Source organism: Citrobacter youngae (genome assembly GCF_003818115.1).
In the GTDB taxonomy this organism is placed as follows: domain Bacteria; phylum Pseudomonadota; class Gammaproteobacteria; order Enterobacterales; family Enterobacteriaceae; genus Citrobacter; species Citrobacter youngae.
The window spans coordinates 110,725-136,678 of sequence record NZ_RPOI01000020.1; the positions used below are offsets into that span (position 1 = coordinate 110,725).

25 protein-coding genes are annotated in these 25,954 nt (G+C 53.6%); 14 read left to right on the top strand and 11 right to left on the bottom strand.

Going from position 1 to position 25,954, the window contains the following annotated elements; all coding sequences use genetic code 11:
- Nucleotides 1-70: 70 nt before the first annotated feature.
- The 4 genes from glpA (at nucleotide 71) to EHN13_RS17310 (ending at nucleotide 5,236) form a co-directional block, all read left to right on the top strand.
- Nucleotides 71-1,699 carry an anaerobic glycerol-3-phosphate dehydrogenase subunit A gene (gene glpA, locus EHN13_RS17295; RefSeq protein ID WP_124021796.1) on the top strand — a complete coding sequence of 543 codons (1,629 nt, stop codon included), beginning with the start codon at nucleotides 71-73 and terminating at the stop codon, nucleotides 1,697-1,699.
- Complete coding sequence (gene glpB / locus EHN13_RS17300) at nucleotides 1,689-2,948, top strand: glycerol-3-phosphate dehydrogenase subunit GlpB (RefSeq protein WP_124021797.1); 1,260 nt, start codon at nucleotides 1,689-1,691, stop codon at nucleotides 2,946-2,948. Before glpA ends, glpB begins: the two co-directional genes overlap by 11 nt.
- Nucleotides 2,945-4,135: an anaerobic glycerol-3-phosphate dehydrogenase subunit GlpC gene (gene glpC, locus EHN13_RS17305; protein ID WP_048211095.1), complete on the top strand. Its 1,191-nt coding sequence runs from the start codon at nucleotides 2,945-2,947 to the stop codon at nucleotides 4,133-4,135. Before glpB ends, glpC begins: the two co-directional genes overlap by 4 nt.
- A gap of 183 nt (nucleotides 4,136-4,318) precedes the next feature.
- On the top strand, nucleotides 4,319-5,236 hold the full coding sequence (locus tag EHN13_RS17310; protein ID WP_124021798.1) for an Rpn family recombination-promoting nuclease/putative transposase: 918 nt from the start codon (nucleotides 4,319-4,321) through the stop codon (nucleotides 5,234-5,236).
- 38 nt (nucleotides 5,237-5,274) lie between these two features.
- On the opposite strand, the gene EHN13_RS17315 is transcribed toward EHN13_RS17310, so the two are convergent.
- Both EHN13_RS17315 and EHN13_RS17320 read right to left on the bottom strand, forming a co-directional pair.
- On the bottom strand, nucleotides 5,275-6,471 hold the full coding sequence (locus EHN13_RS17315) for a nicotinamide mononucleotide deamidase-related protein YfaY (RefSeq protein ID WP_048211093.1): 1,197 nt from the start codon (nucleotides 6,469-6,471) through the stop codon (nucleotides 5,275-5,277).
- 79 nt (nucleotides 6,472-6,550) lie between these two features.
- On the bottom strand, nucleotides 6,551-7,093 hold the full coding sequence (locus EHN13_RS17320) for a YfaZ family protein (protein WP_048211092.1): 543 nt from the start codon (nucleotides 7,091-7,093) through the stop codon (nucleotides 6,551-6,553).
- A 318-nt stretch (nucleotides 7,094-7,411) separates the two neighbouring features.
- On the opposite strand from EHN13_RS17320, the gene nudI reads away from it, so the two are divergent.
- The 8 genes from nudI to arnF all read left to right on the top strand — a co-directional run bounded on the left by nudI (nucleotide 7,412) and on the right by arnF (nucleotide 15,495).
- Nucleotides 7,412-7,837, top strand: coding sequence for a nucleoside triphosphatase NudI (gene nudI / locus EHN13_RS17325; protein WP_101741530.1), 426 nt, complete (start codon nucleotides 7,412-7,414; stop codon nucleotides 7,835-7,837).
- A gap of 284 nt (nucleotides 7,838-8,121) precedes the next feature.
- Nucleotides 8,122-9,258, top strand: coding sequence for a UDP-4-amino-4-deoxy-L-arabinose aminotransferase (arnB, locus tag EHN13_RS17330; RefSeq protein ID WP_124021799.1), 1,137 nt, complete (start codon nucleotides 8,122-8,124; stop codon nucleotides 9,256-9,258).
- 5 nt (nucleotides 9,259-9,263) lie between these two features.
- Nucleotides 9,264-10,247: an undecaprenyl-phosphate 4-deoxy-4-formamido-L-arabinose transferase gene (gene arnC, locus EHN13_RS17335; protein ID WP_124021800.1), complete on the top strand. Its 984-nt coding sequence runs from the start codon at nucleotides 9,264-9,266 to the stop codon at nucleotides 10,245-10,247.
- A complete protein-coding gene (arnA, locus tag EHN13_RS17340; protein ID WP_124021801.1) occupies nucleotides 10,244-12,226 on the top strand; it encodes a bifunctional UDP-4-amino-4-deoxy-L-arabinose formyltransferase/UDP-glucuronic acid oxidase ArnA in 1,983 nt (660 codons plus the stop codon). Before arnC ends, arnA begins: the two co-directional genes overlap by 4 nt.
- On the top strand, nucleotides 12,223-13,125 hold the full coding sequence (gene arnD / locus EHN13_RS17345) for a 4-deoxy-4-formamido-L-arabinose-phosphoundecaprenol deformylase (RefSeq protein WP_115601735.1): 903 nt from the start codon (nucleotides 12,223-12,225) through the stop codon (nucleotides 13,123-13,125). The genes arnA and arnD overlap by 4 nt, the downstream gene beginning before the upstream one ends.
- The gene (gene arnT, locus EHN13_RS17350) at nucleotides 13,122-14,777 is read left to right on the top strand and encodes a lipid IV(A) 4-amino-4-deoxy-L-arabinosyltransferase (protein WP_124021820.1); all 1,656 of its coding nucleotides are present in this window, start codon (nucleotides 13,122-13,124) and stop codon (nucleotides 14,775-14,777) included. The genes arnD and arnT overlap by 4 nt, the downstream gene beginning before the upstream one ends.
- Nucleotides 14,774-15,109, top strand: coding sequence for a 4-amino-4-deoxy-L-arabinose-phosphoundecaprenol flippase subunit ArnE (arnE, locus tag EHN13_RS17355; RefSeq protein ID WP_048211085.1), 336 nt, complete (start codon nucleotides 14,774-14,776; stop codon nucleotides 15,107-15,109). Before arnT ends, arnE begins: the two co-directional genes overlap by 4 nt.
- Entirely contained in the window at nucleotides 15,109-15,495 is a 387-nt protein-coding gene (gene arnF, locus EHN13_RS17360; protein WP_048211084.1) for a 4-amino-4-deoxy-L-arabinose-phosphoundecaprenol flippase subunit ArnF, read from the top strand. Before arnE ends, arnF begins: the two co-directional genes overlap by 1 nt.
- A 2-nt stretch (nucleotides 15,496-15,497) precedes the next feature.
- Here arnF and pmrD read toward each other — a convergent pair whose 3' ends face one another.
- The 9 genes from pmrD to EHN13_RS17405 form a co-directional block, all read right to left on the bottom strand.
- Entirely contained in the window at nucleotides 15,498-15,761 is a 264-nt protein-coding gene (pmrD, locus tag EHN13_RS17365) for a signal transduction protein PmrD (protein WP_101741524.1), read from the bottom strand.
- A 106-nt stretch (nucleotides 15,762-15,867) separates the two neighbouring features.
- Nucleotides 15,868-17,298, bottom strand: a complete 1,431-nt coding sequence (gene menE, locus EHN13_RS17370; protein WP_124021802.1) for an o-succinylbenzoate--CoA ligase — start codon at nucleotides 17,296-17,298, stop codon at nucleotides 15,868-15,870.
- Nucleotides 17,295-18,257, bottom strand: a complete 963-nt coding sequence (gene menC / locus EHN13_RS17375) for an o-succinylbenzoate synthase (RefSeq protein WP_124021803.1) — start codon at nucleotides 18,255-18,257, stop codon at nucleotides 17,295-17,297. Before menC ends, menE begins: the two co-directional genes overlap by 4 nt.
- Nucleotides 18,257-19,114 (bottom strand): 1,4-dihydroxy-2-naphthoyl-CoA synthase, encoded by an 858-nt coding sequence (gene menB, locus EHN13_RS17380; protein WP_124021804.1) that lies wholly within the window; start codon nucleotides 19,112-19,114, stop codon nucleotides 18,257-18,259. The genes menC and menB overlap by 1 nt, the downstream gene beginning before the upstream one ends.
- A gap of 14 nt (nucleotides 19,115-19,128) precedes the next feature.
- Nucleotides 19,129-19,887, bottom strand: a complete 759-nt coding sequence (menH, locus tag EHN13_RS17385; RefSeq protein WP_124021805.1) for a 2-succinyl-6-hydroxy-2,4-cyclohexadiene-1-carboxylate synthase — start codon at nucleotides 19,885-19,887, stop codon at nucleotides 19,129-19,131.
- Nucleotides 19,884-21,554: a 2-succinyl-5-enolpyruvyl-6-hydroxy-3-cyclohexene-1-carboxylic-acid synthase gene (gene menD / locus EHN13_RS17390; protein ID WP_124021806.1), complete on the bottom strand. Its 1,671-nt coding sequence runs from the start codon at nucleotides 21,552-21,554 to the stop codon at nucleotides 19,884-19,886. The genes menH and menD overlap by 4 nt, the downstream gene beginning before the upstream one ends.
- Before the next feature lie 87 nt (nucleotides 21,555-21,641).
- A complete protein-coding gene (gene menF, locus EHN13_RS17395) occupies nucleotides 21,642-22,940 on the bottom strand; it encodes an isochorismate synthase MenF (protein ID WP_061068216.1) in 1,299 nt (432 codons plus the stop codon).
- Nucleotides 22,941-23,034: 94 nt separating this feature from the next.
- Nucleotides 23,035-23,340, bottom strand: coding sequence for a stress response protein ElaB (elaB, locus tag EHN13_RS17400; RefSeq protein WP_005129450.1), 306 nt, complete (start codon nucleotides 23,338-23,340; stop codon nucleotides 23,035-23,037).
- 53 nt (nucleotides 23,341-23,393) lie between these two features.
- Entirely contained in the window at nucleotides 23,394-23,855 is a 462-nt protein-coding gene (locus EHN13_RS17405; RefSeq protein WP_048211075.1) for a GNAT family N-acetyltransferase, read from the bottom strand.
- 67 nt (nucleotides 23,856-23,922) lie between these two features.
- Between EHN13_RS17405 and rbn the strand changes: the two genes are divergently transcribed.
- Together rbn and EHN13_RS17415 are read left to right on the top strand one after the other, a co-directional pair.
- Nucleotides 23,923-24,840, top strand: a complete 918-nt coding sequence (gene rbn, locus EHN13_RS17410) for a ribonuclease BN (RefSeq protein ID WP_124021807.1) — start codon at nucleotides 23,923-23,925, stop codon at nucleotides 24,838-24,840.
- 64 nt (nucleotides 24,841-24,904) lie between these two features.
- A complete protein-coding gene (locus tag EHN13_RS17415) occupies nucleotides 24,905-25,909 on the top strand; it encodes a chemotaxis protein (RefSeq protein ID WP_048211073.1) in 1,005 nt (334 codons plus the stop codon).
- The last annotated feature ends 45 nt before the right edge of the window (nucleotides 25,910-25,954 follow it).

Sequence of the window (25,954 nt, forward strand, 5' to 3'; positions counted from 1 at the left end):
TATGCGCAAAACAAACAATCCATGTTTTTTATGTGGCTAAATGATAAAAAACGAACTGTGAGGAAAAACAATGAAAACTCGCGACTCGCAAACAAGTGACGTGATTATCATTGGTGGAGGAGCAACAGGTGCAGGGATCGCACGCGACTGTGCCCTGCGCGGATTGCGCGTCATCTTAGTAGAACGCCACGATATCGCGACAGGCGCGACGGGCCGTAACCACGGTCTGCTGCACAGCGGAGCACGTTACGCCGTTACTGACGCTGAATCTGCCCGCGAATGCATTAGCGAAAACCAAATTCTGAAACGTATCGCCCGCCATTGCGTTGAGCCAACGGACGGTCTGTTTATTACGCTGCCGGAAGATGAACTCTCTTTCCAGGCAACCTTTATTCGTGCCTGTGAAGACGCGGGCATCCGCGCAGAAGCGATTGATCCACAACAGGCGCGTATTATCGAACCTTCCGTGAATCCACAGCTGATTGGCGCAGTGAAAGTACCAGACGGTACCGTTGATCCTTTCCGCTTAACCGCCGCCAACATGCTGGATGCACGAGAGCACGGTGCGATTATCTTAACGGCCCATGAAGTGACGGGGCTGATTCGTGAAGGTGCGACGGTGTGCGGGGTGAACGTACGCAACCATCTGACGGGCGAGATGCAATCTCTGCATGCGCCGGTGGTCGTGAATGCCGCCGGGATCTGGGGCCAGCGCATTGCGGAATATGCCGATCTGAGCATCCGTATGTTCCCGGCGAAAGGTTCTCTGTTGATCATGGATCATCGCATAAATCAGCATGTTATCAACCGCTGCCGTAAGCCATCTGATGCCGATATTCTGGTGCCTGGCGATACCATTTCGCTGATCGGTACAACCTCACAACACATTGATTACGACGATATCGACAGCAACCGCGTCACCGCAGAAGAGGTGGATATTCTGCTGCGTGAGGGTGAGAAGCTGGCGCCAATTATGGCGAAAACTCGCATCCTGCGTGCTTACTCCGGTGTGCGTCCGCTGGTGGCCAGCGACGACGATCCGACCGGTCGTAACGTCAGCCGCGGTATTGTGTTATTCGATCACGCAACGCGCGACGGACTGGACGGATTTATCACCATTACCGGTGGCAAACTGATGACCTACCGCCTGATGGCGGAATGGGCCACCGACGCAGTATGCCGCAAACTGGGCAATACTCGCCCTTGTACAACCGCAGAGACAGCTCTGCCAGGCTCACAGGAGTCGACCGAACACACGCTTAAACGCGTTATCTCTTTGCCAGCGCCACTGCGCGGCTCGGCGGTCTACCGCCATGGCGACCGCACCCCGGCGTGGCTTAGCGAAGGCCGTCAGCACCGCAGCCTGGTCTGTGAATGTGAAGCCGTCACCGCAGGCGAAGTGCAATATGCCGTTGAAAATTTAACCGTCAACAGCCTGCTGGATTTGCGTCGCCGTACCCGTGTTGGAATGGGGACGTGTCAGGGCGAATTGTGTGCCTGCCGCGCTGCAGGTTTGCTACAACGTTTTAATGTCACCACCGCCGCACAATCTATCACCCAGCTTTCTGAATTCCTCAACGAACGCTGGAAAGGCGTGCAGCCTATCGCGTGGGGAGATGCGCTGCGCGAAAGCGAATTCACGCGCTGGGTCTATCAGGGATTGTGTGGTCTGGAAAAGGAGCACCAGGATGAAATTTGATACCGTCATTATCGGCGGCGGCCTCGCCGGGTTGCTGTGCGGTCTGCAACTGCAAAAAAGCGGTTTGCGCTGCACGATTGTCACTCGCGGCCAAAGCGCCCTGCATTTTTCCTCCGGCTCACTGGATTTGCTCAGCAACTTACCCGATGGCCAACCGGTGACCGATATAGAAGCGGGTTTGGATGCGCTGCGCACTCAGGCCCCCGCACATCCGTATAGCACCATAGGAACGCACAACGTTCTGGAACTGGCTCAACAGGCGCAAAATCTGCTGGAAGAGTGCGGAACGCATTTGCACGGTAAGCTTCATCAGGCTCATCAACGTGTAACACCGTTGGGAACCCTGCGCTCAACCTGGTTAAGTTCCCCGGAAGTGCCGGTCTGGCCGCTATCCGCAGAGCGTATCTGCGTTGTGGGTATTAGTGGTTTACTGGATTTTCAGGCGCATCTCGCCGCAGCCTCACTGCGCCAACGCAATCTCAGCGTCGAGACGGCAGAAATCGAACTGCCGGAACTGGATGTCCTGCGTGATAACCCGACCGAGTTTCGTGCCGTCAACATTGCGCGCCTGCTGGATAACGAAGATAAATGGTCGCTGCTTTATGACGCATTACTGCCGATCGCAAAAACCTGCGACATGATAATCATGCCGGCCTGCTTCGGTCTGGCGGATGAGCGGCTCTGGCAGTGGCTGAATGAGCGCCTTCCCTGCTCGCTGTCGCTGTTACCGACCCTACCGCCTTCGGTACTGGGCATGCGTTTGCACAACAAATTGCAGCGCCAGTTTGTGCGCCAGGGCGGTGTGTGGATGCCGGGTGATGAAGTGAAGAAAATCACCTGTCAGGACGGCGTTGTCAGCGAAATCTGGACCCGCAACCATGCCGATATTCCATTGCGCCCACGCTTCGCCGTACTCGCCAGCGGTAGTTTCTTTAGCAGCGGACTGGTCGCCACGCGCGAAGCCGTTCATGAGCCGATTCTCGGTCTGGATGTGCACCAAACCGCCACACGTGCGCAGTGGTATCAGCGTGACGTCTTTGATCCGCAACCGTGGCAACAGTTTGGCGTAACCACCGATGCTGAACTGCGTCCATCGCTTGCAGGAAAAACAGTAGAGAATATGTTTGCCATCGGATCGGTACTTGGCGGTTTTGACCCTATCGCCCAGGGTTGCGGAGGCGGAGTGTGCGCAGTGAGCGCTTTACACGCCGCACATCATATTGCGAAACGTGCAGGAGGCCAGCAATGAGCGACACACGTTTTGAAAGTTGTATCAAATGCACAGTGTGCACCACTGCCTGCCCGGTAAGCCGTGTCAACCCAGGTTACCCAGGCCCTAAACAAGCCGGCCCTGACGGTGAACGTCTGCGTTTGAAAGATGGTGCGTTATATGACGATGCGCTGAAATATTGCATCAACTGCAAACGCTGTGAAGTGGCCTGCCCTTCGGATGTCAAAATTGGCGATATCATCCAGCGCGCGCGTGCCAAATACGACACGACACGTCCGTCGATACGTAACTTTGTCTTAAGCCATACCGATTTGATGGGCAGTGTTTCTACGCCGTTCGCACCCATCGTGAACACCGCGACTTCACTGAAACCGGTGCGCCAGCTTCTTGATTATGCACTAAAAATCGATCATCGCCGTACGCTGCCGAAGTACTCCTTCGGTACCTTCCGCCGCTGGTATCGCAGCATAGCCGCACAGCAGGCGCAGTATCAGGATCAAGTTGCATTTTTCCACGGTTGCTTTGTGAACTACAACCATCCGCAACTCGGTAAAGATCTGATAAAAGTGCTGAACGCGATGGGTACTGGCGTACAACTGCTGAGTAAAGAGAAATGCTGTGGCGTACCACTGATCGCCAACGGTTTCACCGATAAAGCACGTAAGCAGGCGGTAAGTAATGTGGCTTCACTGCGAGAAGCGATTGACGGAAAAGGCATCCCGGTTATTGCCACCTCTTCAACCTGTACCTTTGCGCTACGCGATGAATACCCTGAAGTGCTGGATGTCGACAACTCAGGGCTACGCGAACATATTGAACTGGCTACACGCTGGCTGTGGCGCAAGCTGGACGAAGGGAAAACGTTGCCGCTGAAAACGTTGCCGCTAAAAGTGGTCTATCACACACCATGTCATATGGAGAAAATGGGCTGGACACTCTATACGCTGGAACTGCTGCGACAAATTCCGGGACTTGAACTGACCGTGCTGGATTCACAGTGCTGCGGGATCGCCGGAACTTACGGATTCAAAAAGGAAAACTATCCGACGTCACAGTCAATTGGCGCACCGCTATTCCGCCAGATTGAAGAAAGCGGCGCGGATATCGTCGTGACCGACTGCGAAACGTGTAAATGGCAGATTGAGATGTCGACAAGTAAGCGTTGCGAACATCCTATCACCCTGCTTGCCAAAGCGTTGGGGTAACTCAGTTGCCCGGTGATGTTTGCTACCGGGCATTTTTGTGCATCCAGTTCCGCTTATTTGAATACGTTGCAGTCGGGCGTATTTATCTCTGATTCACCCACGCAAAGAATCAATTTCTCATATGCAGCACTTGCGAAAAGTGGATACCGTCACGCCATCTTCTCTTTCTGGTGACGGACTACCATGGCTAAACCCACCACATCCACACCGCATGATGCGGTTTTTAAAAAGATCATTTCTTATCCTGAGATGGCCCGGGATTTTCTGGAGATTCACCTCCCCGTCACATTACGTGAGATTTGCAATTTGCAAACGCTGAAGCTGGAGTCCACCAGTTTTATCGAACAGGATCTCCGCGCGTACTACTCCGACATATTGTGGTCGCTAAAGACCCACGAAGGTGATGGCTATATCTATTGTGTCATCGAACATCAGAGTACAGCTGTGCAGCACATGGCATTCCGCCTGATGCGCTATGCCACCGCTGCGATGCAGCATCATCTTGATGCCGGGAATAAAACGCTGCCGCTGGTGATCCCCATGTTGTTTTATCACGGTCAACAAAGTCCCTATCCCTGGTCACTCAACTGGCTGGATGAATTTGACAACCCACAACTGGCGCGACAACTTTATTCAGAAGCTTTTCCGCTGGTCGACATTACCGTGATTCCTGACGATGAAATCGCGCAACATCGGCGTGTTGCGTTGCTTGAATTGATGCAAAAACATATCCGCGATCGCGATTTGATGGGATTAGTAGACCGACTGGTCTCGTTATTAGTTACAAGCACCGCTAATGACAGCCAGCTACAGACGCTATTTAATTATCTGCTACAGTACGGCGACGTTTCTCACGTCAACGAATTTATCCATAAAGTTGCCGAACGTTCCCCTCATAACAAGGAGAGGCTGATGACAATCGCAGAGAGACTCAGACAAGAAGGCCACCACGATGGGCTGCAACAAGGGTTGGAACAAGGAGTACAAAAAGGTACGCAAGAAGAAGCAATACGGATCGCTCGCATGATGCTGGAACAAGGAATTGATCGTGATTTGGTTCAGTTAATTACCGGGTTGTTGCCAGACGATGTCACAGCGTGAGTCAGACAGGGAAGGTTTGTAACCTTCCCTGCCACTAATCAAACCGTCAGGAATTCCACCACATCGATCCAGCCGTGTTCCCCGGCGATATCCTGACCATTTAGCCAACGCCGCAGCATATTAAGCGCCATCATTGCGCAAACCTCCTGACGAACAGCCAAACTATAGCGATTTGCATTGAGTCGCACCCGCAAGGCATGCGTGCCGTCAGGTGTTGCCAGTGCGAAGTTAATATGTTCGTTTTCGAAACCCGATACCGCCAGCGCCAGTTCGGCATAATGATTGCCGCGTCGCTCGGTTATCCAGTGTGCCGTTTGCGCCAGCGTTTCTTCCTGAGATGGCACTACCTCGCTCGCTAACAACGGGGCACTGGCGCGAGACAGCTGCAGGGCAATTAAGCCTCCGGTAAATTGCTCGCTCAGCGTCAGACTGTACTGGCGCTCCTGGAGCTTACGGGCAATTTGCGCAGGTAACCCTTCGGTACCTTCAAAAATCATATTCTGGCCAGCAACGCGTTTCACCTCTGGCCATAGCGCCAGCATCGCTTCACGTTGGGAATCGGGTCCGGTTAACTTCAGCTCGATAATCGGCATCGACGAGCGATAGCCCATTGTCACCCCGGGCGGTAAAACCAAAGGATCCAGGCTCTGCGCCAGATCGCTTTCAGAACGACCAAAGGTCGTTAAGCGCAGGCATAGCGGGGGTTGAGAGAGAGAAAAACGCTCACGCAGGCGCGGCAGGATCTCATGTTCAACCATGACTTTAAATTCTGACGGCACACCCGGCGTAAAGAACATCAGGCAGCGATTAAGCTTTACGGCGAACCCGCAGGCAGTTCCGACCGGATTATTAATAAACTCCGCACTGGCCGGAAGCTCAGCCTGTTTGCGATTGCTCGGCGCCATGACGCGTCCCCGCTCACGGAAAAAACGCGCCATTTCGGCCAGCCACGCTTCATGCAGCACCAGCCCTTCACCTTTTGCGGTTGCCGCCGCCAGTGCGCTCAAATCATCGCTGGTCGGCCCTAAGCCGCCATTGACGATCAGCACATCAGCATGTTCGCTACGCTCACGCAGAATAGCGACCAAATCGTTCAGATTGTCGCCAACTGTATTGCGGCGTGTTAACGGTAATCCCTGATTAAAGAAAAAATCGGCCAGCCAGGCGGCATTAGTGTCGACGATTTGTCCGTGCAACACTTCATCCCCGGTGGATAGCATCTCCACGTTTAACATCGTGTTCTCCTGCTTTTATGATGAAAACACTATAACGCATGGAGGGGGGAAGGCGCGACTGAACGCCGCGCCTGGTCGATTAGAAACTGGCGTTTACCCCGATGTATGGGCCGTCAGCAATCGCGTTATCGCGGTTGCCATCTTTACCCGCCAGATTCAGGTAACGGTAACCTGCTTCAATACTCAGCGGACGCATAATCGTCAGGCGCGCACCGGCATTTGCTTCTTCGTAGCTGTCGATCCCGCTGGAGAGTGAATCCGGGGAGTAGTAGTATTCACCAAACAGACGGAAACTGTCGCCAATCGGCCACTGTAAACCACCACCGACAGCTGCCGCGTAGCCTTCATCACCGTCTTTCGGGTTGGTATAGATACCTTTCCCACCGACTGTTGCCAGCAACGGACCCAGAGGGATATTCAGACCAAGGCCAAGCCCTGCAACATCACCGTCGTCATCGTTATGCATCCAGTTGCCGCTAACAGCCAGTCCAGTGGACTCAGTACCCATACCGAAACCGAGGTTGGTGTAATCTTCGCCTGCCTGACCGCTAATGCTAATCGCATTCGCCGACGCAGAAACAAACAGCATTCCGGCAAAACCCAGTAATAAACTTTTTTTCATTTTCTATCCTTTCCAGCAAGAATCAAAACATAGCCCCAAAACCGCTGGATTGTACTGCCAGATGGCGAGGAATCAATGAGCTAAAAAAGCGATGCAATGACATATTGTAACTAAATACTACCCGCAATGTTTCAGTAAGGTTAAGTTCTTACCCGAAATAGACGATAAAAGGCACCTGATTGCCGTTTTCAACAGACAACGTCATCTTCCCCGGCAAAGCTGGCTTAAACAGCAATGAAGCGTTTTTTCTGTCGCCTGCAAAAGGTAAGATGTGTTAACAATGGACTCCTCCGCCCCTCCCCTACAAGGAACAGACTTATGCGTCAAAGAACGATTGTTTGCCCACTCATTCAAAATGAAGGCTGTTTTTTACTGTGCAAAATGGCCGACGATCGCGGTGTTTTCCCTGGTCAGTGGGCGCTGTCTGGCGGCGGCGTTGAGCCAGGTGAGCGCATCGAAGAGGCTTTGCGTCGGGAAGTGAGGGAAGAGTTGGGTGAACAACTGGTATTATCAGAAATTACTCCGTGGACCTTCAGCGATGATATTCGGACCAAAACCTATGCCGATGGCAGTCAGGAAGATATTTATATGATTTATCTCATCTTCGATTGTGTGGCGGCTAATCGTGAAGTGAACATTAACGAAGAGTTCCAGGACTTCGCCTGGGTTAAAGCGGAAGATCTTGGCACCTACGACTTAAATATCGCCACGCGTAAAACGTTGACCTTGAAAGGGTTACTGTAAATCCCACGAGTTTAAACGTAATATAAACGATGTTCACAATAGCGGTATTGTTCTCTGCATTCAGCAACAGAGACCAACGCCGCCATAACGACTAAAAATACTTTATATTCAAATAAATAAATCACCCCTCCCTGTTTTTATCTTTATACCCCAAACCTTAAACTCTTAAGGATAAATTAACCTTCAGTCTTTAACCTTTGTGGCCTGATGAAATAATTAACGATGCCCCTGTTTATCACTAAAAATAAAACTGCGGTGGCGTTAAATGGCTTGAAGGAATAATGATGTCTGACTTTTTGCCTTTCTCCCGTCCGGCAATGGGTGATGAAGAACTTGCCGCAGTTAAGGCGGTTCTGGATTCAGGGTGGATAACCACGGGTCCTAAAAATCAGCAGTTGGAAGACGCTTTCTGCCAGCTCACAGGAAACCAAAACGCCGTTGCCGTCTGTTCCGCGACGGCAGGTATGCACATTACGCTAATGGCGCTGGGTGTGGGTGAAGGCGATGAAGTGATCACCCCGTCGATGACGTGGGTATCTACACTCAACATGATTGTCCTGCTGGGCGCCACACCGGTTATGATCGATGTTGACCGCGATACGCTGATGGTGACCCCCGAACAAATTGAAGCCGCTATCACACCACGAACCAAAGCTATTATTCCCGTGCATTATGCCGGGGCCCCAGCCGATCTTGATGCCATTTACGCCATCGGTGAACGCTATGGAATCCCTGTTATTGAAGACGCAGCACACGCCGTCGGAACGTTATACAAGGGTCGTCATGTCGGTGCTCGTGGTACCGCAATATTTTCCTTTCACGCTATCAAGAATGTGACCTGTGCTGAGGGTGGACTGATTGTTACTGACGACAGCCAGCTCGCTCAACGGCTTCGCAGCCTCAAATTTCACGGCCTGGGTGTAGATGCGTATGACCGTCAAACCTATGGCCGCGCGCCGCAAGCTGAAGTTCTCGCGCCGGGATATAAGTACAACCTGACTGATATCAACGCTGCCATCGCCCTGGTACAGTTGAACAAGCTGGCTCGTCTGAACGCACGCCGTGCGCAAATTGCGCAGCAGTATCAACAGGCGCTGGCCGATACGCCGTTTCAACCGCTCACCCTGCCTCAGTGGTCACATGTGCACGCCTGGCATTTGTTCATCATTCGCGTGGATGAAGCCCGCTGCGGGCTGAGCAGAGATGCTCTGATGGAAGCACTAAAGGCCAGAAATATTGGCACAGGCCTGCATTTTCGCGCGGCCCACACGCAGAAATATTATCGCGAACGTTTCACCGATCTTTCTTTGCCTAATACCGAATGGAATAGCGCACGCATATGTTCACTGCCGCTATTTCCCGACATGACCGACGATGACACACAACGCGTCATTACGGCACTTCGCCAGATTGCAGGATAATAAGCATGTTTGAAGCCACACCGATTAGTAAAGTCTCGGTGGTCATTCCCGTTTTTAACGAACAGGAAAGCCTGCCAGAATTAATCAGGCGCACCAGCGCCGCCTGCGAAAAACTGGATACTGAATATGAAATCCTGCTCATTGACGACGGTAGCAGTGACAATTCGACTCAACTGATGATGGACGCCTCCCAGGCACCGAACAGCCATATTGTCTCTATTCTGTTGAATCGAAACTATGGGCAACACTCGGCGATTATGGCCGGTTTCAGCCACGTCACGGGCGACCTGATCATCACGTTAGATGCTGATTTACAAAACCCGCCAGAGGAGATCCCGCGGCTGGTTGCCACGGCAAAAGAAGGCTTCGATGTCGTCGGAACGGTGCGTCAGAACCGCCAGGACAGCCGCTTTCGTAAGACCGCCTCACGGATGATCAACCATCTGATTCAGCGCACGACCGGTAAAGCCATGGGCGATTATGGCTGCATGCTGCGCGCCTATCGCCGTCACATCGTCGATGCCATGTTGCATTGCCAGGAGCGTAGCACCTTTATTCCGATCCTGGCTAACATCTTTGCCCGCCGCGCCACGGAAATCCCGGTACACCATGCCGAACGTGAATTTGGCGACTCTAAGTACAGTTTCATGCGTCTGATAAACCTGATGTATGACCTGGTAACCTGCCTGACCACCACGCCATTGCGTATGTTGAGCCTGCTGGGCAGCATCATTGCCGCCACAGGCTTTACCCTGTCGGTCCTGCTTGTTGTTCTTCGCCTGACGCTCGGCCCGCAGTGGGCGGCAGAAGGTGTGTTTATGCTGTTTGCCGTGCTGTTTACCTTTATCGGCGCGCAATTCATTGGCATGGGATTACTCGGCGAATATATCGGTCGCATCTATAACGATGTCCGCGCACGCCCTCGCTATTTTGTTCAACACGTTATCCGTCCACAAACCACGCAGTCAACTGAGGAAAACCGCGCATGAAAGCCGTCGTATTTGCCTATCACGATATGGGATGTCAGGGGGTTCAGGCCCTGTTGGATGCAGGTTATGACATCGCTGCTATTTTTACGCACGCCGATAACCCAGGTGAAAAAGCGTTTTTTGGCTCAGTTTCCCGCCTCGCTGCCAGCGCAGGTATTCCGGTGTACGCTCCGGACGAGGTCAATCATCCGCTGTGGATCGAGCGGATCGCCCAGCTCGCCCCCGATGTGATCTTCTCATTCTACTATCGCCATTTACTCAGCGATGAGATCCTGCGTCTTGCACCTGCGGGAGCCTTTAATCTGCACGGCTCATTACTGCCCAAATATCGTGGCCGTGCACCGCTGAACTGGGTATTAGTCAATGGCGAAACCGAAACAGGCGTGACGCTGCACCGCATGGTCAAGCGCGCAGATGCCGGTGCCATCGTCGCCCAACAACGCATTACCATTTCCCCCGATGACGTAGCGTTAACCCTGCATCATAAATTATGCCAGTCTGCCCGTGAGGTACTGGCACAGGCGCTGCCAGCCATCAAAGCCGGTGATTTTCAGGAGTACCCACAACAGGAAGCCGACGCCACCTGTTTTGGTCGCCGTACGCCGGAAGACAGTTTCCTCGACTGGAACAAACCCTGCGCACAACTGCATAACATGGTTCGCGCCGTGTCCGATCCATGGCCAGGTGCATTTAGCTATGCCGGTACGCAAAAATTCACCATCTGGTCATCGCGCCAGAGTGCAAATACATCTGCAGCGCTGCCGGGAACGGTTATCTCCGTATCGCCATTGCTGATTGCCTGTGCCGATGGCGCACTCGAAATCATTACCGGGCAAGCGGGTGATGGCATTACCATGCAGGGCTCACAGCTGGCACAAGTTTTGGGTCTGGTTGCCGGTTCTCGCCTCAACAGCCAGCCCGTTTCCGCCAGCAAACGTCGTACCCGCGTGTTGATCCTTGGCGTTAACGGTTTTATTGGCAACCACCTGACCGAACGCCTGCTACGCGAAGATAACTACGAAATCTACGGGCTTGATATTGGCAGCGATGCGATTGAGCGTTTTCTGCAACACCCACGATTCCATTTTGTGGAAGGTGATATCAGCATTCACTCCGAATGGATTGAATATCATGTGAAAAAATGCGACGTCGTGCTGCCACTGGTCGCCATTGCCACACCGATTGAATATACCCGCAACCCGCTGCGCGTCTTCGAACTCGATTTTGAAGAAAACCTGAAAATTATTCGTTACTGTGTCAAGTACCGCAAACGCATCATTTTCCCGTCAACATCTGAAGTCTACGGTATGTGTACCGATAAAGACTTCGATGAAGACAGCTCCAACCTGATCGTCGGCCCGGTTAATAAACCGCGCTGGATCTACTCGGTCTCTAAACAACTGCTGGATCGCGTTATTTGGGCATACGGTGAAAAAGAAGGGCTGCGTTTCACCTTATTCCGTCCATTTAACTGGATGGGACCGCGTCTGGACAGCCTGAACGCCGCACGTATCGGCAGCTCACGCGCCATTACCCAACTGATCCTGAATCTGGTGGAAGGCTCCCCCATCAAGCTGATTGAAGGCGGCAAGCAGAAGCGTTGCTTTACCGACATTCGTGACGGTATCGAAGCCCTGTTCCGTATCATTGAAAACGACGGCGGGCGCTGTGATGGCGAGATCATCAATATCGGTAACCCGGATAACGAAGCAAGTATTCAGGAACTGGCTGAAATGCTCCTTTCCTGCTTCGAAAAACATCCGTTGCGCCAACACTTTCCGCCGTTTGCTGGTTTCCGCGACGTTGAGAGTAGCAGCTACTATGGTAAAGGCTACCAGGACGTTGAGCACCGCAAACCCAGTATTCGTAACGCCAAACGTTGCCTGAACTGGGAACCAACAATCGATATGCAAGAAACGGTTGAAGAGACGCTGGACTTCTTCTTACGCAGTGTGGACATCACGGAACACACATCATGACCAAAGTGGGCTTGCGCATAGATGTCGATACATTCAGGGGGACACGCGAAGGCGTGCCCCGCCTGCTGGAGACATTGAACCGGCATAACGTTCGGGCTAGTTTCTTTTTTAGCGTCGGGCCCGACAACATGGGACGCCATCTCTGGCGTCTGGTGAAGCCGCAATTTTTGTGGAAGATGCTGCGCTCAAACGCAGCCTCACTCTACGGGTGGGACATTTTACTGGCCGGCACCGCCTGGCCTGGAAAAGAAATTGGCCTGGCTAATGCGGCCATCATTTCGCAAGCTGCCCGGTATCACGAAACAGGCTTACACGCCTGGGATCATCATGCCTGGCAATCACGAAGTGGCAACTGGAACGATAAACAGCTGATTGATGATATTTCGCGGGGTATTAATGCACTCGAAACAATCATCGGCCAACCCGTTACCTGCTCTGCCGTCGCTGGCTGGCGTGCCGACTCGCGGGTCGTAGAGGCGAAAGAAACATTCCATCTGCGCTATAACAGCGATTGCAGGGGGACATCGTTATTCCGTCCTGTACTTGAAACGGGAGAAATAGGGACACCACAAATTCCGGTCACGCTACCGACATGGGATGAAGTAGTTGGTCAGGAGGTGCAGGCAGCGGACTTCAACGACTATATTCTCTCCCGCATTCAGAGGGACAAAGGCACCCCGGTCTACACGATTCACGCAGAGGTGGAAGGCATTGCTTTTCAGCAGCAATTTGACGATCTGCTCATTCGTGCCGCCGACGCCGGGATTACGTTTTGTCCACTGGGCGAACTGTTACCAGACGATATCAGTACACTGCCAACGGGCCAGATCGTTCGTGGCAAAATACCCGGCAGAGAGGGATGGCTCGGCTGCCAGCAACCCGCGAGTGTGACATCATGAAATCCGCACGTTACGCCCTGGCATTTGTCGCATTTATTGCACTGTATTTTATTTTACCCATCAATAGCCGCCTGCTCTGGCAGCCCGACGAAACGCGCTATGCTGAAATCAGCCGGGAAATGCTGACGTCTGGCGACTGGATCGTCCCACATTTTTTAGGACTACGCTATTTTGAAAAACCTATCGCGGGATACTGGTTAAACAGTATCGGGCAATGGTTATTTGGCGCAAACAACTTTGGCGTCAGAGCGGGGGCTATTTTTGCAACCCTACTGACTGCACTCCTGGTCGCCTGGCTGGCAATGCGGCTATGGCGTGATAAACGTACGGCCCTACTCTCTGCCGTCATCTTTCTAACGTTTTTCTCTGTTTACAGTATCGGAACCTATGCGGTACTTGATCCCATTATCGCGCTGTGGCTGATGGCGGGTATGTGCTGTTTTTGGGAGGGAATGCAAGCCACCACCAGAACACGTAAAATTGTCGCCTTTTTGCTGTTAGGATTTACCTGCGGCATGGGCGTGATGACCAAAGGCTTTCTCGCGCTCGCTGTCCCTGTCCTCAGCGTGTTGCCATGGGTTTTCGTGCAAAAGCGCTGGAAAGAGATCTTTATTTACGGCCTGCTGTCGATTATCAGCTGTATTGCCATTGTCCTGCCGTGGGGTCTGGCGATTGCGCAACGCGAACCCGACTTCTGGCACTACTTTTTCTGGATTGAGCATATTCAGCGTTTTGCGCAGGATGATGCCCAGCATAAAGCGCCATTCTGGTACTACATACCGATTTTCGTGGCGGGTGCCTTACCCTGGCTCGGGCTACTACCGGGCGCATTGCGTACCGGCTGGCGTGAACGGGATGTACCACGTAGCGCCTTATACCTGCTGAGCTGGATTATTATGCCGATCCTGTTTTTCAGTATCGCCAAAGGGAAGTTGCCAACCTATATTCTTTCCTGCTTCGCACCGCTGGCAATCCTTACCGCGCGGTTTGGCTTGCAGGCTGCTGAAAAAGGTTCTGCAGCCCTGCGCGTCAACGGTTGGATCAACATTCTGTTCGGTGTTATTGGTATTGTCGCCACATTTATCGTGTCCACGCTCGGACCGTTGAAGACACCGGTCTGGTCGCATATCGAAACGTATAAAGTGTTTTGCTCATGGGGTATCTTTATCACCTGGACGCTATTTGGCTGGTATACGCTTAACAACTGTGAAAAAAACTGGAAATTAGCAGCGCTCTGCCCGCTGGGACTGGCGCTGTTGTTCGGCTTCTCAGTACCTGACCGGGTAATGGAATCCAAACAGCCACAGTTTTTTGTCGAGATGACCAAAGAGTCGCTGGAGTCGAGCCGTTATATTTTCACCGACAGTGTTGGCGTTGCCGCTGGCCTGGCCTGGAGCCTGAAACGCGATGACATCAACATGTACGGGCAAACAGGTGAGTTAAAATACGGCCTTAATTATCCGGATGCCCAGGGACGCTTCATCAGCCGGGATGACTTTGCCGACTGGTTGGCGCAACATCGTCAGGAAGGGATCATTACGCTTGTGCTGTCAATTTCGAAGGATGAGGATATTAATCAGCTTGCCATTCCTCCCGCTGACTATATCGACAATCAGGGGCGCCTGGTCTTGATTCAGTACAGGCCTAAATGATCTGGCTAACCTTAGTCTTTGCCAGCCTGCTCAGCGTCTGTGGGCAATTGTGCCAGAAGCAGGCCACCCGCCCGGTACCCGCCCACGCGCGAACACGCTATATCGCGCAGTGGATTGGTCTGGCGCTGGCCTGTCTGGGACTGGCCATGCTGCTCTGGCTGGCAGTATTGCAGAATATTCCCGTCGGCATCGCCTACCCGATGCTAAGCCTGAACTTTGTATGGGTCACGCTGGCGGCATGGAAAATCTGGCGTGAACCTGTCACAACGCGTCACTGGTTGGGGGTTGGGCTACTCATCACCGGCATCTTTATTCTTGGGAGCGCGGTGTAATGGGCATTTTTTGGGGGCTGTGTAGCGTGATTATTACGTCGGTTGCTCAGCTAAGTCTGGGTTACGCGATGGATAATCTGCCGCCCATGCTGCAACCGCTGGCGTTTATCTCCGCCGTTTTTGCAACCAGCAGCAGCGCATTCGCCTTATATGGTGGGCTGGTAGGTTATTTACTGTCAGTGATGTGCTGGCATAAAGCCCTGCATCAACTCGCGCTGAGCAAAGCCTATGCCTTGCTCAGCCTCAGCTATGTGCTGGTGTGGATCGCATCAATGATTTTACCGGGCTGGCAAGGAACCTTTTCAGTAAAAGCCCTGGTGGGTGTGCTGTGTATTATGGCGGGATTAATGACCATATTCTTACCTGCCCGCCAACACACGCCCTGAGATCATTTATCGTCAGACAGTTGTCGCAGACGCTCCCATTCTTCGGCGAGATACTGTCTGGCATCAATGATTTTAATCACTCGCGATGCGTCACGGTTAATACAATACTGGGCATCTTTTAACGGTGACAGGAGATCGCCTGCTTTTACACGCTCGCTGGCTTGCGCTTCAGCCAACATTTTCAACGAACCACCGCTATCACAAAGTATAATATAGAGCCTCCCTGCTTTTTGGTTACAGCAAGACTTCTTCACATGCCATTCCATAGCGCACCTTTTGCTAATGATTTTCACACCAGGTTACACTTTAGCAGATAAACCAAAGGACAATGGCCAGGGAATGGCAATTATGCGAGATAAATTTAATGTTTTCTTAAGCTTTACCGCGGGTACGGACCCACTCCAGCAGCGCCCGGCGAGAAACCTTAATACCACCGCTTTTTAATTCTGCGGGTAAGGTTAGCCAACGAACGGGTTGCTGGAAACGTGCCAGCTTATCTTTCACCCATTCTGCCAGATCAATTCTTCCGGCTTCAGTATCGTACTCCACAACCGCAACGGGGCGGTGGCCAAACTCTTCATCTTCTATTGGAACAATAAAAGCTTGCAGAACATGGGGATGCGATACAATAACGCGCTCCACCTCTTCCGGTTGGATCCCTTCTCCACCGCTAAAGAACAGATTGTCCATACGCCCGACTATGGTTAGCTTGCCATCCTTTAACACGCCGCGATCGCGGGTGGCAAACCAGCCTTGCGCATTAACCAGTGGATAAAGCTGTCCGTTGCGCCAGTACCCTTGCGCCATGCTGGCGGCACGAAGCCAGACTTCATCATCAACAATCCTGACTTCTCTGCCTGGTAGTGCAGAGCCGACATCCGCCTTACCATCGGCCTCTTTCGCACACACCGTGGAGGCAAATTCCGTTAACCCGTAACCGCACCAGCAGCGAATACCCTGCTCACGCGCTTGTTCAGTCAATTCAACAGGAATCGCGGCACCGCCCAGCAACACGGCCTTTAGCGATACCGGTGTGTGATTGACCAACAGTCGCCAAAGCTGCGTGGGAACCAGCGAAGCATGGGTACAACCCGCCAGCATCTGCTCTAACGGCTGCTTATCGCGCACGGTCATACGCGCGCCCGCAAACAACCAGCGCCACATAATCCCCTGGCCGGAAACGTGAAATAACGGTAGCGAGAGCAGCCAGTCATCGTCTTCGCCAAATGGCATCAGTGACAGCACACCCTGCGCACTCGCCAAATGCGCCTGACAGGTATGTACCGCTGCTTTAGGCAGTCCGGTTGAGCCGGAAGTTAACGTCATTGTGCTCAAGCGCTGAGGCAACCAGACGGCAGCATGCTCGCCAGACTGTTCCAGCATCCGCAGCGGTGCCAACCCCGGGAGCGGACTTTCGCCTTCCAGATCCAGCGCAAAACGCAGAGTTAACTCCGGGACCAGCGCATCAAGCAGCGACTGAGGCAACTGTGGGTTCACAGGTAAAACCCGCGCCCCACACTGCAACAGTGCCAGCCATGCCAGCAGCGGACGGGGATGATTCCAGGCGCGGAGCAATATGCCATCGCCCTCTCCCACCCCTTGAGCCGCAAAGCCGCTTGCCAGACGATCGACTCGCGTACAGAGATCGCTCCAGCGTAACACCTCATCGTTGAGGCGTAAGGCTGGCGCGTCAGTACGAGCCTGTCGCCAGTGACGCCACGGCCAGTCAGTAAAATCAGGCGTATCGGACAACCGTTCCAGGCCCGATGCGCTTGCGCCATCGGGCATTTCCCGCTGGGTCATAGCAATCGTTCCAGCGCATCAATCTCAATGCACGGCAACGTACTGCCAGGCCACGCGCGTACCTGCTGGCACTGCATCAGGCTGAGCGTATCCAGACCAGGGATAGTCTGTGGCGTCAACCAGGCAGCAATGCGCGCCAGCTGGGTTAAGCCCAGGCTCGATTCGATAGAGGAGCTGATCACGGCGGTGAGACCTATCGCGTGTGCGGCGGCAACCTGCTCACGCACCTTGTCGAGGCTACCCGTCAGCGTAGGCTTGATGACGACTGCCTTCACGCCCTCTTCGGCTTCGAAGGTGAAATCCGCTTCACGCAGACTTTCATCCCAGGCAATGGCAATCCCTGTTTCACGCGAGAACGCGCGGGAATCATCACGGGTTTTGCACGGTTCTTCGAGGAAGGCAATGCGTCCGCGATACTCCGGATTAACGTATTTCGCGAACTGCTGAGCTTTCAACGGCGTCCAGGCACGATTGGCATCAAGCCGCAGGTGCAGTTCCGGGATCGCCTCCAGTAACAGATTGGCTACCATGCCGTCGCGAACCGCTTCATACAGACCGACCTTAATCTTCGCCACTTTTTCGCCCGGCATGTCCGCCAGTTGCAGCACCAGATCGTCAGGATCGCCCGTACACAGCGGCGCAGCACGGTAGTCCGCCGCCTCTGGCAGAGTGCCTGCCAGTTCGGCCAGCGCGCAGCTTGCGCCAAAGGCGACCGAAGGCATTTGCGGTAAGGAAGCATCGCCCTGTAGCCAACCCTTCACCCAGGCCAGCAGCTCAGTTTGCGCCTCTTCCCAGCTTTCCTGACTGAAGCCCGGCAGCGGGGAGATCTCTCCCCACCCTTCGCGCTCGCCGTCACGAAGACAAACGTACAGCCCGTCACGCGTTTTTAACCGCCTGTCGCGCAGAATCACCCCCGCGTCCATGGGGATCTGCCAGCGGTATACCTGCGCGCTACGCATTACGGATTCCGTTTGAATTTGCTGAAGTCAGGCTGGCGTTTCTGGTTAAAGGCGTTACGGCCTTCCTGACCTTCTTCCGTCATGTAGAACAGCATCGTGGCGTTACCCGCCAGCTCCTGCAGACCCGCCTGACCATCGCAGTCGGCGTTCAGCGCAGCTTTCAGGCAGCGCAGCGCCATCGGGCTGTTTTGCAGCATTTCACGACACCAGCGCACGGTCTCTTTTTCCAGATCGACCAGCGGAACGACAGTGTTTACCAGGCCCATATCCAGCGCTTGTTTTGCATCGTACTGACGGCACAGGAACCAGATTTCACGTGCTTTTTTCTGACCGACGATGCGCGCCATGTAGGACGCGCCCCACCCGCCGTCGAAGGAACCGACTTTCGGCCCGGTCTGACCAAAGATGGCGTTTTCAGCCGCAATGGTCAGGTCACACATCATGTGCAGCACATGACCACCGCCGATGGAATACCCTGCCACCATCGCCACGACCGGTTTCGGACAGGTACGAATCTGGCGTTGGAAGTCCAGTACGTTCAGATGATGCACGCCGGAGTCATCCTGGTATCCGCCGTAATCGCCACGTACCTTCTGATCGCCGCCTGCACAGAACGCTTTATCGCCCGCACCGGTCAGAATAATCACGCCGATATTGTCGTCATAGCGCGCATCCGCCAGCGCCTGGATCATCTCTTTCACGGTGACCGGACGGAAGGCATTGCGTACCTGCGGACGATTAATGGTGATTTTTGCGATACCGTCGGTGGATTTCTCATAGCGAATGTCGGTGTAGCCTTCAGAGCAATCGTTCCATTCTACCGGTGCGTAAAGCATTGTTTCATCAGGATAGATCATAAAATGTCCTATAGTCAGCGACGCAGAATCTGAGCCAGACAGTCCACCACGCCAGCGGGATTCTCCCGATGCGCGTTGTGTCCGGCGTTACGAATCACATGGTTCGGTACGGATATTTCCGCCGCCAGAGCGCGGAATTTATCGTCACGTTCACCACATAAATAATAAAACGGAAATGTGCGCGTAGTGAGTTGCGCACGTAAATCAGGTTGTACGGCAAGCGAGGTGGCCTCCAGCATTGCCGCCAGCGTTTGCCCGTTATTCTGGCTACGCATATCGACCAGCGCCTCTCTTTGCGCGACATTCAGTGAGGAAAAGACCGGCTGTTGATACCAGTCATTAAACACCTCGCGCAGCGGCTCAGTACGAAAACGCGCGGCCCAGCGGCCATCCGAGAGACGACGCTGGGTGCGTTCATTTTCACTTTGCAGCCCTGGATGCCCACCTTCAACCACCAGACCACACAGTCCGGGCAACGCCTGACAGGCAGCCATCATCGCGACTCTGCCGCCTAAAGAGTATCCCACCAGCCAATAGTTAAGTATGTTGTAACTAAGCAGCGTATTACGCAACAAATCGCTGACGTCATCGAATCCGCTCACGCTGATGTCAGCAGAACCGCCGTGGCCAGGCAGGTCGATATACAACCGCGAAAACTCCGGGAATGCTTCACCGACCGCCTGCCATTCCCGGCAATCACCGGAAAATCCGTGCAGGAAAACCAGCCAGGGAAAATCCACCTGACCCGTGTTCGCCTGCGCGTGCAGGATCATAGATGACTTACCTGCGCCAGCAATTGCTGCAGGGTTTGCGCCCCGTCAGTTTCATTCACTACCAGCTCAATCACCGTTGCCACCGGAGTACGCCAGGCATTCGTCAGCGCGCTCTCCAGTTGCGCCCAGTTCTCCGGGCGGTGATATTTGAGGTCAAACATGGCGGCAGCATGCTCAAAATGGACGTTCTGCGGCATCAGGTAGAACCGTTCACGTTCGCTTGCTGGCGTCGGCAGCAGGGAAAAAATTTGTCCGCCGTTATTATTAACCACGATCAGGACAAACGGTGCGGAAACCTGACGCAATAATGCCAGCGCATTCAGGTCATACAATGCAGATAAATCGCCGACGATAGCCAGCGTCGATTTTGCGCTGGCGCGCTGTACGCCAGCTGCGGTTGACAGCAGGCCGTCAATGCCGCTCGCGCCACGATTGCTATAGACCGGGTAACCAGCCGGAAGCTGCGACAACGCATCAATCAGGCGCACCACCAGGCTGTTGCCCACAAACAGCTGTCCCTGCTCTGGCAGATACTCGTGAATACGGTGTGCCAGCTGTGCTTCGCCAAACGTATCACGGCGGGCTTCTACCGCCTGCCATGCCTGTTTCGCCAGCCGCGGGATCTCCACACACCAGGGCTGGCGTTTCTCCGCCGGATGCAGCTCCAGCCAGTCGCCAACCTTGGCGACCAGCCTGCGTCCACGATGGTGAGCCGGATCGAGGCGGCCTTCGATATTATCAACGATCCAGTATTCCTGCGGATCGCAGCTGGCCTGCCATTGCAGGAGTCGTTTTCCGGTCAGGCTGCTGCCAAGCTGCACCACAATCTGCGCCTGCTGTAACTCTGCCACCGCTTTCGAATTCCCGAGCCACAAATCGGCACACGGCAACGGTTGTCCGGTTTGCGACAGAACATCGCCAATCAACGGCCAACCTAACGTCTGCGCCCAGAGCGCAACTTTCTTGCCGTCTTCGGCGCTCATGCGCCCGGCAAGTACCACGCCACGTTTTTGCCGCCAGAAAAACCAGTCACGCTGTTTGTCGCTTTCCAGCCGACGCGCTTCACGCAGCCAGGGCTTGTCATCCTGCCACCAGTCACCAAGACGCTGCTGCCAGGCAACCCCTGTTTCATCCATGTCACCATACAGCGGTTCCGCAAATGGGCAATTGATATGCACCGCCCCGCTATGTAGCGCGGCTAAGGCGTTATCGATGGTAGACACCAGCCAGCTTGCGGGAATGTCCTGCGTCGGACGCGGTAAAGAGAGCGTTTGCGACGGATGCGAGGCAAACATACCGGCCTGACGAATCGCCTGGTTAGCGCCACAATCGATAAGCTCAGGCGGTCGGTCAGCCGTGAGTAAAATCAGTTTTTCACCGGTCAGGCCCGCTTCAATCAACGCGGGATACAAATTCGCCACCGCTGTACCGGACGTCACAATCACGGCAACAGGTTGCCTGCTGACTTTTGCCAGACCTAAGGCCAGATGCCCAAGCCCACGCTCATCAAAATGAGTATGGTGGATAAAAGCGGGGTTTTCCGCTGCCGCTAAAGTCAACGGCGTCGAACGAGAGCCAGGGGCAATACAGACATGCCTGACGCCGTGGCGAGTGAGAGCTTCCAGAATGACCGCCGCCCAGCGTCGGTTAAATGCGCTTACTGACATGAGATTGTCCGGTATCAATATTGCGACACAGTATAAAGAATCGAATAAATGGATTTTTGATATGAATCGGGAATATACACGAAATCATTATCCTTCCATCTGTAATAAAGTACGTAACCCTGCCGCTTTATTATCTATTTCTTGCCATTCTTGCTCAGGATCGGAACCGCGCACGATCCCCGCCCCGGCATACAGACGGACGACATTTGCGCTAATTTTCGCTGAACGTAATGACACGCAAAACTCGCTCTGACGCAGTGAAAGATAACCCGCAGAACCGGCATACCACTCACGTTCAAAGGGTTCATTATGTTGGATAAATTCGCGCGCCAGCTCGCGTGGAATACCCGCTACGGCCGCAGTAGGCTGTAGCTGTACCAGACAGAGCGTATCATCCGCCTGATTGAGCGCAGTCCAGATACAGCGGCGCAGATGCTGTACTTTGCGCAGCCTGAGTACCTGCGGCGGCAGGACATCTAGGGTTTGCGTACAGTTCTGCAGCCGTTGGCAAATATCTTCCACTACCAACATGTTCTCACGCTGATTTTTATCGTCCTTCATCAGCCATTCACCCAACTGCCAGGCGCGATGATCGTCAGGGTGATTGGCAACGGTTCCGGCCAGCGCCTCAGTGCGCAGTGCCGTGTCACGCCGCCGATACAGACGTTCAGGGGAAGAGCCAAGAAAAGCAGATTCGGCGGAAAACGCCATATAGAAGTGGTAACAGTTGAGATTTAAACGACGGCTGGAGGCCATAACCGCCGCGGCATTAACTGGCTGAGAAAACTGTAAATCGGTCGCACGCGCCAGCACCACTTTGTCGAGTTCTTCCCCGGCAATAGTTTGCGTGGCAAGCTCAATAAGGCGCGTCCAGCCTGCTTTATCTGGCCAGTGTTGTTCACCGGTTAAATTCAGGCGCAGTGCGGGAAGCGGTTTTACCTGCGCCAGCGCTGAAATAAACGCAGCGGCCTGCGCGGCATCTTCACGCAACGACACGTCGCTATACAGGTGTAGTCGTAAGGTCGCAACCCCGGCACAGCGTCGCCATTCCAGTCGCGGCAGTAATAAATTACCGCGCTGCGGCTCAAACGCATTCAGGCCCCAGACGCGCAGTTCGGGGTAATTATCATGTTGGCGTAAAAACCGTTGGGCAGATTCCAGTGAGGAAAATGCGGCGACGGCTCCCAGTACGGCAGCCTCTTCGTCACCGTTACGTTGCTGCCAGTAAAACTGAGGCCAGACGGGCTGGCTGGCCAGCCATCCTAAAGCGTCAAACGCATCATTCAGAGGGAAAGGTATATCGTAAATACGAATTCCAGGTGCGGCTGGTATCTCTTGCGACAAATGACGCATCAAACTTTCCAGCGCAGTAGTGATTGAATGCACGCGGACCTCTCCCTGTTAAAAACCTCACATTATACGGGGTACTGAGCAGAAAAAGCAGTACCCCCGTATAGGGAGTGCGATGACAGCGCTGTATTTATCGCCGTGCCAGCAATAATCCCATCACTAAACCGACTGTCGCCCCCACGCCGATCCCACGCCAGGGTTTTTCGTGTACGTAGTCATCTGCCCGGCAAACAGCCTGCTTTGCACGATAATAGTAACTGTCAGAGGCGTGACTAACGCGATTTCTCACCTCTTCTAACGCCTGCTCAGCCCGCGCTTTCAACTCAAGGTATTTTTGGTCGGCAGGATCGCCGGAAGAACGTAGCACTTCTTCCAGCGTTTCGCTCAACAATTCCAAATCGTCATCAATACGTGACTCGTAAGAATGAAAAGACATTGTATTCTCCCTTTCTATTGACGTACCCGCTAACTATAGACGACAGGGGCTGTTTACGCTTGATGCCCCTCACGCGCCATGCCGATGTGTGGAATCCCGTCTTCGTCATAGACTTCCGTGACTGGAACAAACCCAAATCTCGCATAAAACGATTGCAGATGTGCCTGAGCCCCCAGGTATAACGCCTTATGCGGCCAATGCTGCGCACAGGATGCCAGTGTTTGCGTCATTAACTGCTGCCCCAGTTTTTCACCGCGCAGCGCTTCGCTGACAATCACCCGGCCAATTACTACCGGCTCCAGATCATCGTCACTTTTCAGAATCCTCGCATACGCCACCAGTTCATCGTTATGCCATCCCAGAATGTGACGGTTTTCGCCGACTAAGTCGTCGCCATCCACGTCCTGATACGGACATTGTTGCTCAACAACGAATACCGAACAGCGAAGCTGAAGAATGGCATACAGCTCCTGAACACTCAGCTTTGCATGATGGAGATCTTGCCAGTGGATCATTGTCTGCCCCTTTGTTGTGATAACCTGAACACCCTGCCTCATTGATGGCGAAAAGTGTAACGTAAAGATGGAATTACTATTTTTAGGTACGTCAGCGGGAGTTCCCACACGCTCTCGCAATGTAACGGCAATATTACTGAATCTGCAACACCCGACTCAGGCAGGTTTGTGGCTTTTTGATTGCGGCGAAGGGACGCAGCATCAAATGCTTAGCACGCCATTTAATCCGGGAAAACTCGATCGTATTTTTATCAGCCATTTACACGGCGACCACCTGTTTGGTTTACCGGGGCTACTGTGCAGTCGTTCAATGGCCGGGAACGTCCAGCCGCTAACGCTCTACGGACCCAAGGGGTTGCGAGAGTTTACCGAAACCGCTTTACGTCTGGGCGGCTCCTGGACCGATTACCCGCTGGATATTGTAGAAATTACCGCCGGTGAGGTTGTGGATGACGGCCTGCGCAAAGTGACTGCGTTTCGACTGGAACATCCACTGGAGTGCTACGGTTTTCGTGTTGAAGAACACGACAAACCCGGCGCGCTTAATGCCAGCGCCCTGAAGGCGGCAGGCGTTAAAGCGGGCCCGTGGTTTCAGGATTTGAAAGCCGGGAAAACCATCGTACTGGAAGACGGTCGCGCGATTAACGGTGCCGATTTCCTCTCCCCGGCAACCCGAGGGAAATCCGTGGCTATTTTCGGTGATACCGGGCCCTGTGCGAGCGCTATCAAATTGGCAAAAGGGGTGGACGTGATGGTACATGAAACCACGCTGGACGCCTCAATGGAGGAAAAAGCCAACAGCCGCGGGCATAGCTCCACCCGGCAGGCCGCACAGCTGGCACGGGACGCCGGTGTGGGCAGACTCATCATGACCCACGTCAGCTCACGCTACGATGCAAAAGGCTGCCAGCGGTTACTTGAAGAGTGCAGAGCGATTTTTCCAGACACGGAACTGGCTCACGATTTCGCCATTTTCACCGTTTAGTGCTCCATTTTTCCGCCTCAGTGCCGATAACAGTGGAAAGGCTGGCTTTCACACTGAGGACAGGATGAACAATTTCCAGAAAGATATTGATGACAGGACAAACCTAACCCTGTCTAACCGTTTTGAACTGCTGCTGTTTCGCCTTGGCAAATCCGTTGAGGAGCAGAAATCAGAGCTGTTTGGCATCAACGTATTCAAACTGCGTGAAATCGTACCGATGCCGACCTTTACACGCCCTGCCGGCATGAAGGCTCCGTTGTTAGGCATGGTGAATATCCGGGACCAGGTGATCCCGGTGATCGACCTGCCTGCTGTCGCCGGGTGTAAACCCGAAACCGGGCTTAATATCCTGTTGATCACAGAGTACGCCCGCAGCGTACAGGCCTTTGCGGTGGAGTCAGTAGAGAACATTATGCGTCTCGACTGGCAACAGGTGCACACTGCTGAGAAAGCTGTTAATGGTCGCTACATCACCAGTATTGCTTGTCTGGACGACGACAAAGAAACCAACAATTTGGCGCTGGTGCTTGATGTCGAACAGATCCTGTATGACATTGTGCCGTCCAACCACGATTTACGTGCAACCGACCTAAAAACCAGCAAATTCACTATCACGCCGGGTGCGGTGGCCATTGTTGCGGAAGACTCCAAAGTTGCCAGGGCGATGCTGGAGAAAGGACTTAACGCCATGGAAATTCCGCATCTGATGCATGTCACCGGCAAAGATGCATGGGAAAAAATTCAGCAGCTATCTGAAGAAGCGCAAGCGGAAGGTAAGCCAATCAGCGAGAAGATTGCCCTGGTGCTTACCGATCTGGAAATGCCGGAGATGGATGGTTTTACGCTGACCCGTAAGATAAAAACCGACGAACGTCTGAAGAAGATCCCGGTCGTCATCCACTCTTCACTTTCCGGTAGCGCCAACGAAGATCACGTCCGCCGGGTTAAGGCCGATGGTTACGTGGCAAAATTCGAGGTCAACGAATTATCTTCTGTGATTCAGGAAGTGATGGAGCGCGCAGCAAAAGATGTTAGTGGTCCTTTGGTGAGCCGTCAGCTTTCCGCCTGATAGCCTTGCCCCCATAAAAAAACCCGCCGAGGCGGGTTTTTTTAT

Coding starts and splice junctions, on each gene's coding strand:
- menB (WP_124021804.1), bottom strand. CDS start 19,114: ATGATCTATCCTGATGAAACAATGCTTTACGCACCGGTAGAATGGAAC.
- pmrD (WP_101741524.1), bottom strand. CDS start 15,761: ATGGAATGGCATGTGAAGAAGTCTTGCTGTAACCAAAAAGCAGGGAGG.
- EHN13_RS17320 (WP_048211092.1), bottom strand. CDS start 7,093: ATGAAAAAAAGTTTATTACTGGGTTTTGCCGGAATGCTGTTTGTTTCT.
- EHN13_RS17415 (WP_048211073.1), top strand. CDS start 24,905: ATGAACAATTTCCAGAAAGATATTGATGACAGGACAAACCTAACCCTG.
- arnA (WP_124021801.1), top strand. CDS start 10,244: ATGAAAGCCGTCGTATTTGCCTATCACGATATGGGATGTCAGGGGGTT.
- arnF (WP_048211084.1), top strand. CDS start 15,109: ATGGGCATTTTTTGGGGGCTGTGTAGCGTGATTATTACGTCGGTTGCT.
- menE (WP_124021802.1), bottom strand. CDS start 17,298: ATGACCCAGCGGGAAATGCCCGATGGCGCAAGCGCATCGGGCCTGGAA.
- EHN13_RS17405 (WP_048211075.1), bottom strand. CDS start 23,855: ATGATCCACTGGCAAGATCTCCATCATGCAAAGCTGAGTGTTCAGGAG.
- arnE (WP_048211085.1), top strand. CDS start 14,774: ATGATCTGGCTAACCTTAGTCTTTGCCAGCCTGCTCAGCGTCTGTGGG.
- rbn (WP_124021807.1), top strand. CDS start 23,923: ATGGAATTACTATTTTTAGGTACGTCAGCGGGAGTTCCCACACGCTCT.
- nudI (WP_101741530.1), top strand. CDS start 7,412: ATGCGTCAAAGAACGATTGTTTGCCCACTCATTCAAAATGAAGGCTGT.
- EHN13_RS17310 (WP_124021798.1), top strand. CDS start 4,319: ATGGCTAAACCCACCACATCCACACCGCATGATGCGGTTTTTAAAAAG.
- menH (WP_124021805.1), bottom strand. CDS start 19,887: ATGATCCTGCACGCGCAGGCGAACACGGGTCAGGTGGATTTTCCCTGG.
- arnD (WP_115601735.1), top strand. CDS start 12,223: ATGACCAAAGTGGGCTTGCGCATAGATGTCGATACATTCAGGGGGACA.
- glpA (WP_124021796.1), top strand. CDS start 71: ATGAAAACTCGCGACTCGCAAACAAGTGACGTGATTATCATTGGTGGA.
- EHN13_RS17315 (WP_048211093.1), bottom strand. CDS start 6,471: ATGTTAAACGTGGAGATGCTATCCACCGGGGATGAAGTGTTGCACGGA.
- glpC (WP_048211095.1), top strand. CDS start 2,945: ATGAGCGACACACGTTTTGAAAGTTGTATCAAATGCACAGTGTGCACC.
- menC (WP_124021803.1), bottom strand. CDS start 18,257: ATGCGTAGCGCGCAGGTATACCGCTGGCAGATCCCCATGGACGCGGGG.
- glpB (WP_124021797.1), top strand. CDS start 1,689: ATGAAATTTGATACCGTCATTATCGGCGGCGGCCTCGCCGGGTTGCTG.
- arnB (WP_124021799.1), top strand. CDS start 8,122: ATGTCTGACTTTTTGCCTTTCTCCCGTCCGGCAATGGGTGATGAAGAA.
- arnT (WP_124021820.1), top strand. CDS start 13,122: ATGAAATCCGCACGTTACGCCCTGGCATTTGTCGCATTTATTGCACTG.
- arnC (WP_124021800.1), top strand. CDS start 9,264: ATGTTTGAAGCCACACCGATTAGTAAAGTCTCGGTGGTCATTCCCGTT.
- menD (WP_124021806.1), bottom strand. CDS start 21,554: ATGTCAGTAAGCGCATTTAACCGACGCTGGGCGGCGGTCATTCTGGAA.
- elaB (WP_005129450.1), bottom strand. CDS start 23,340: ATGTCTTTTCATTCTTACGAGTCACGTATTGATGACGATTTGGAATTG.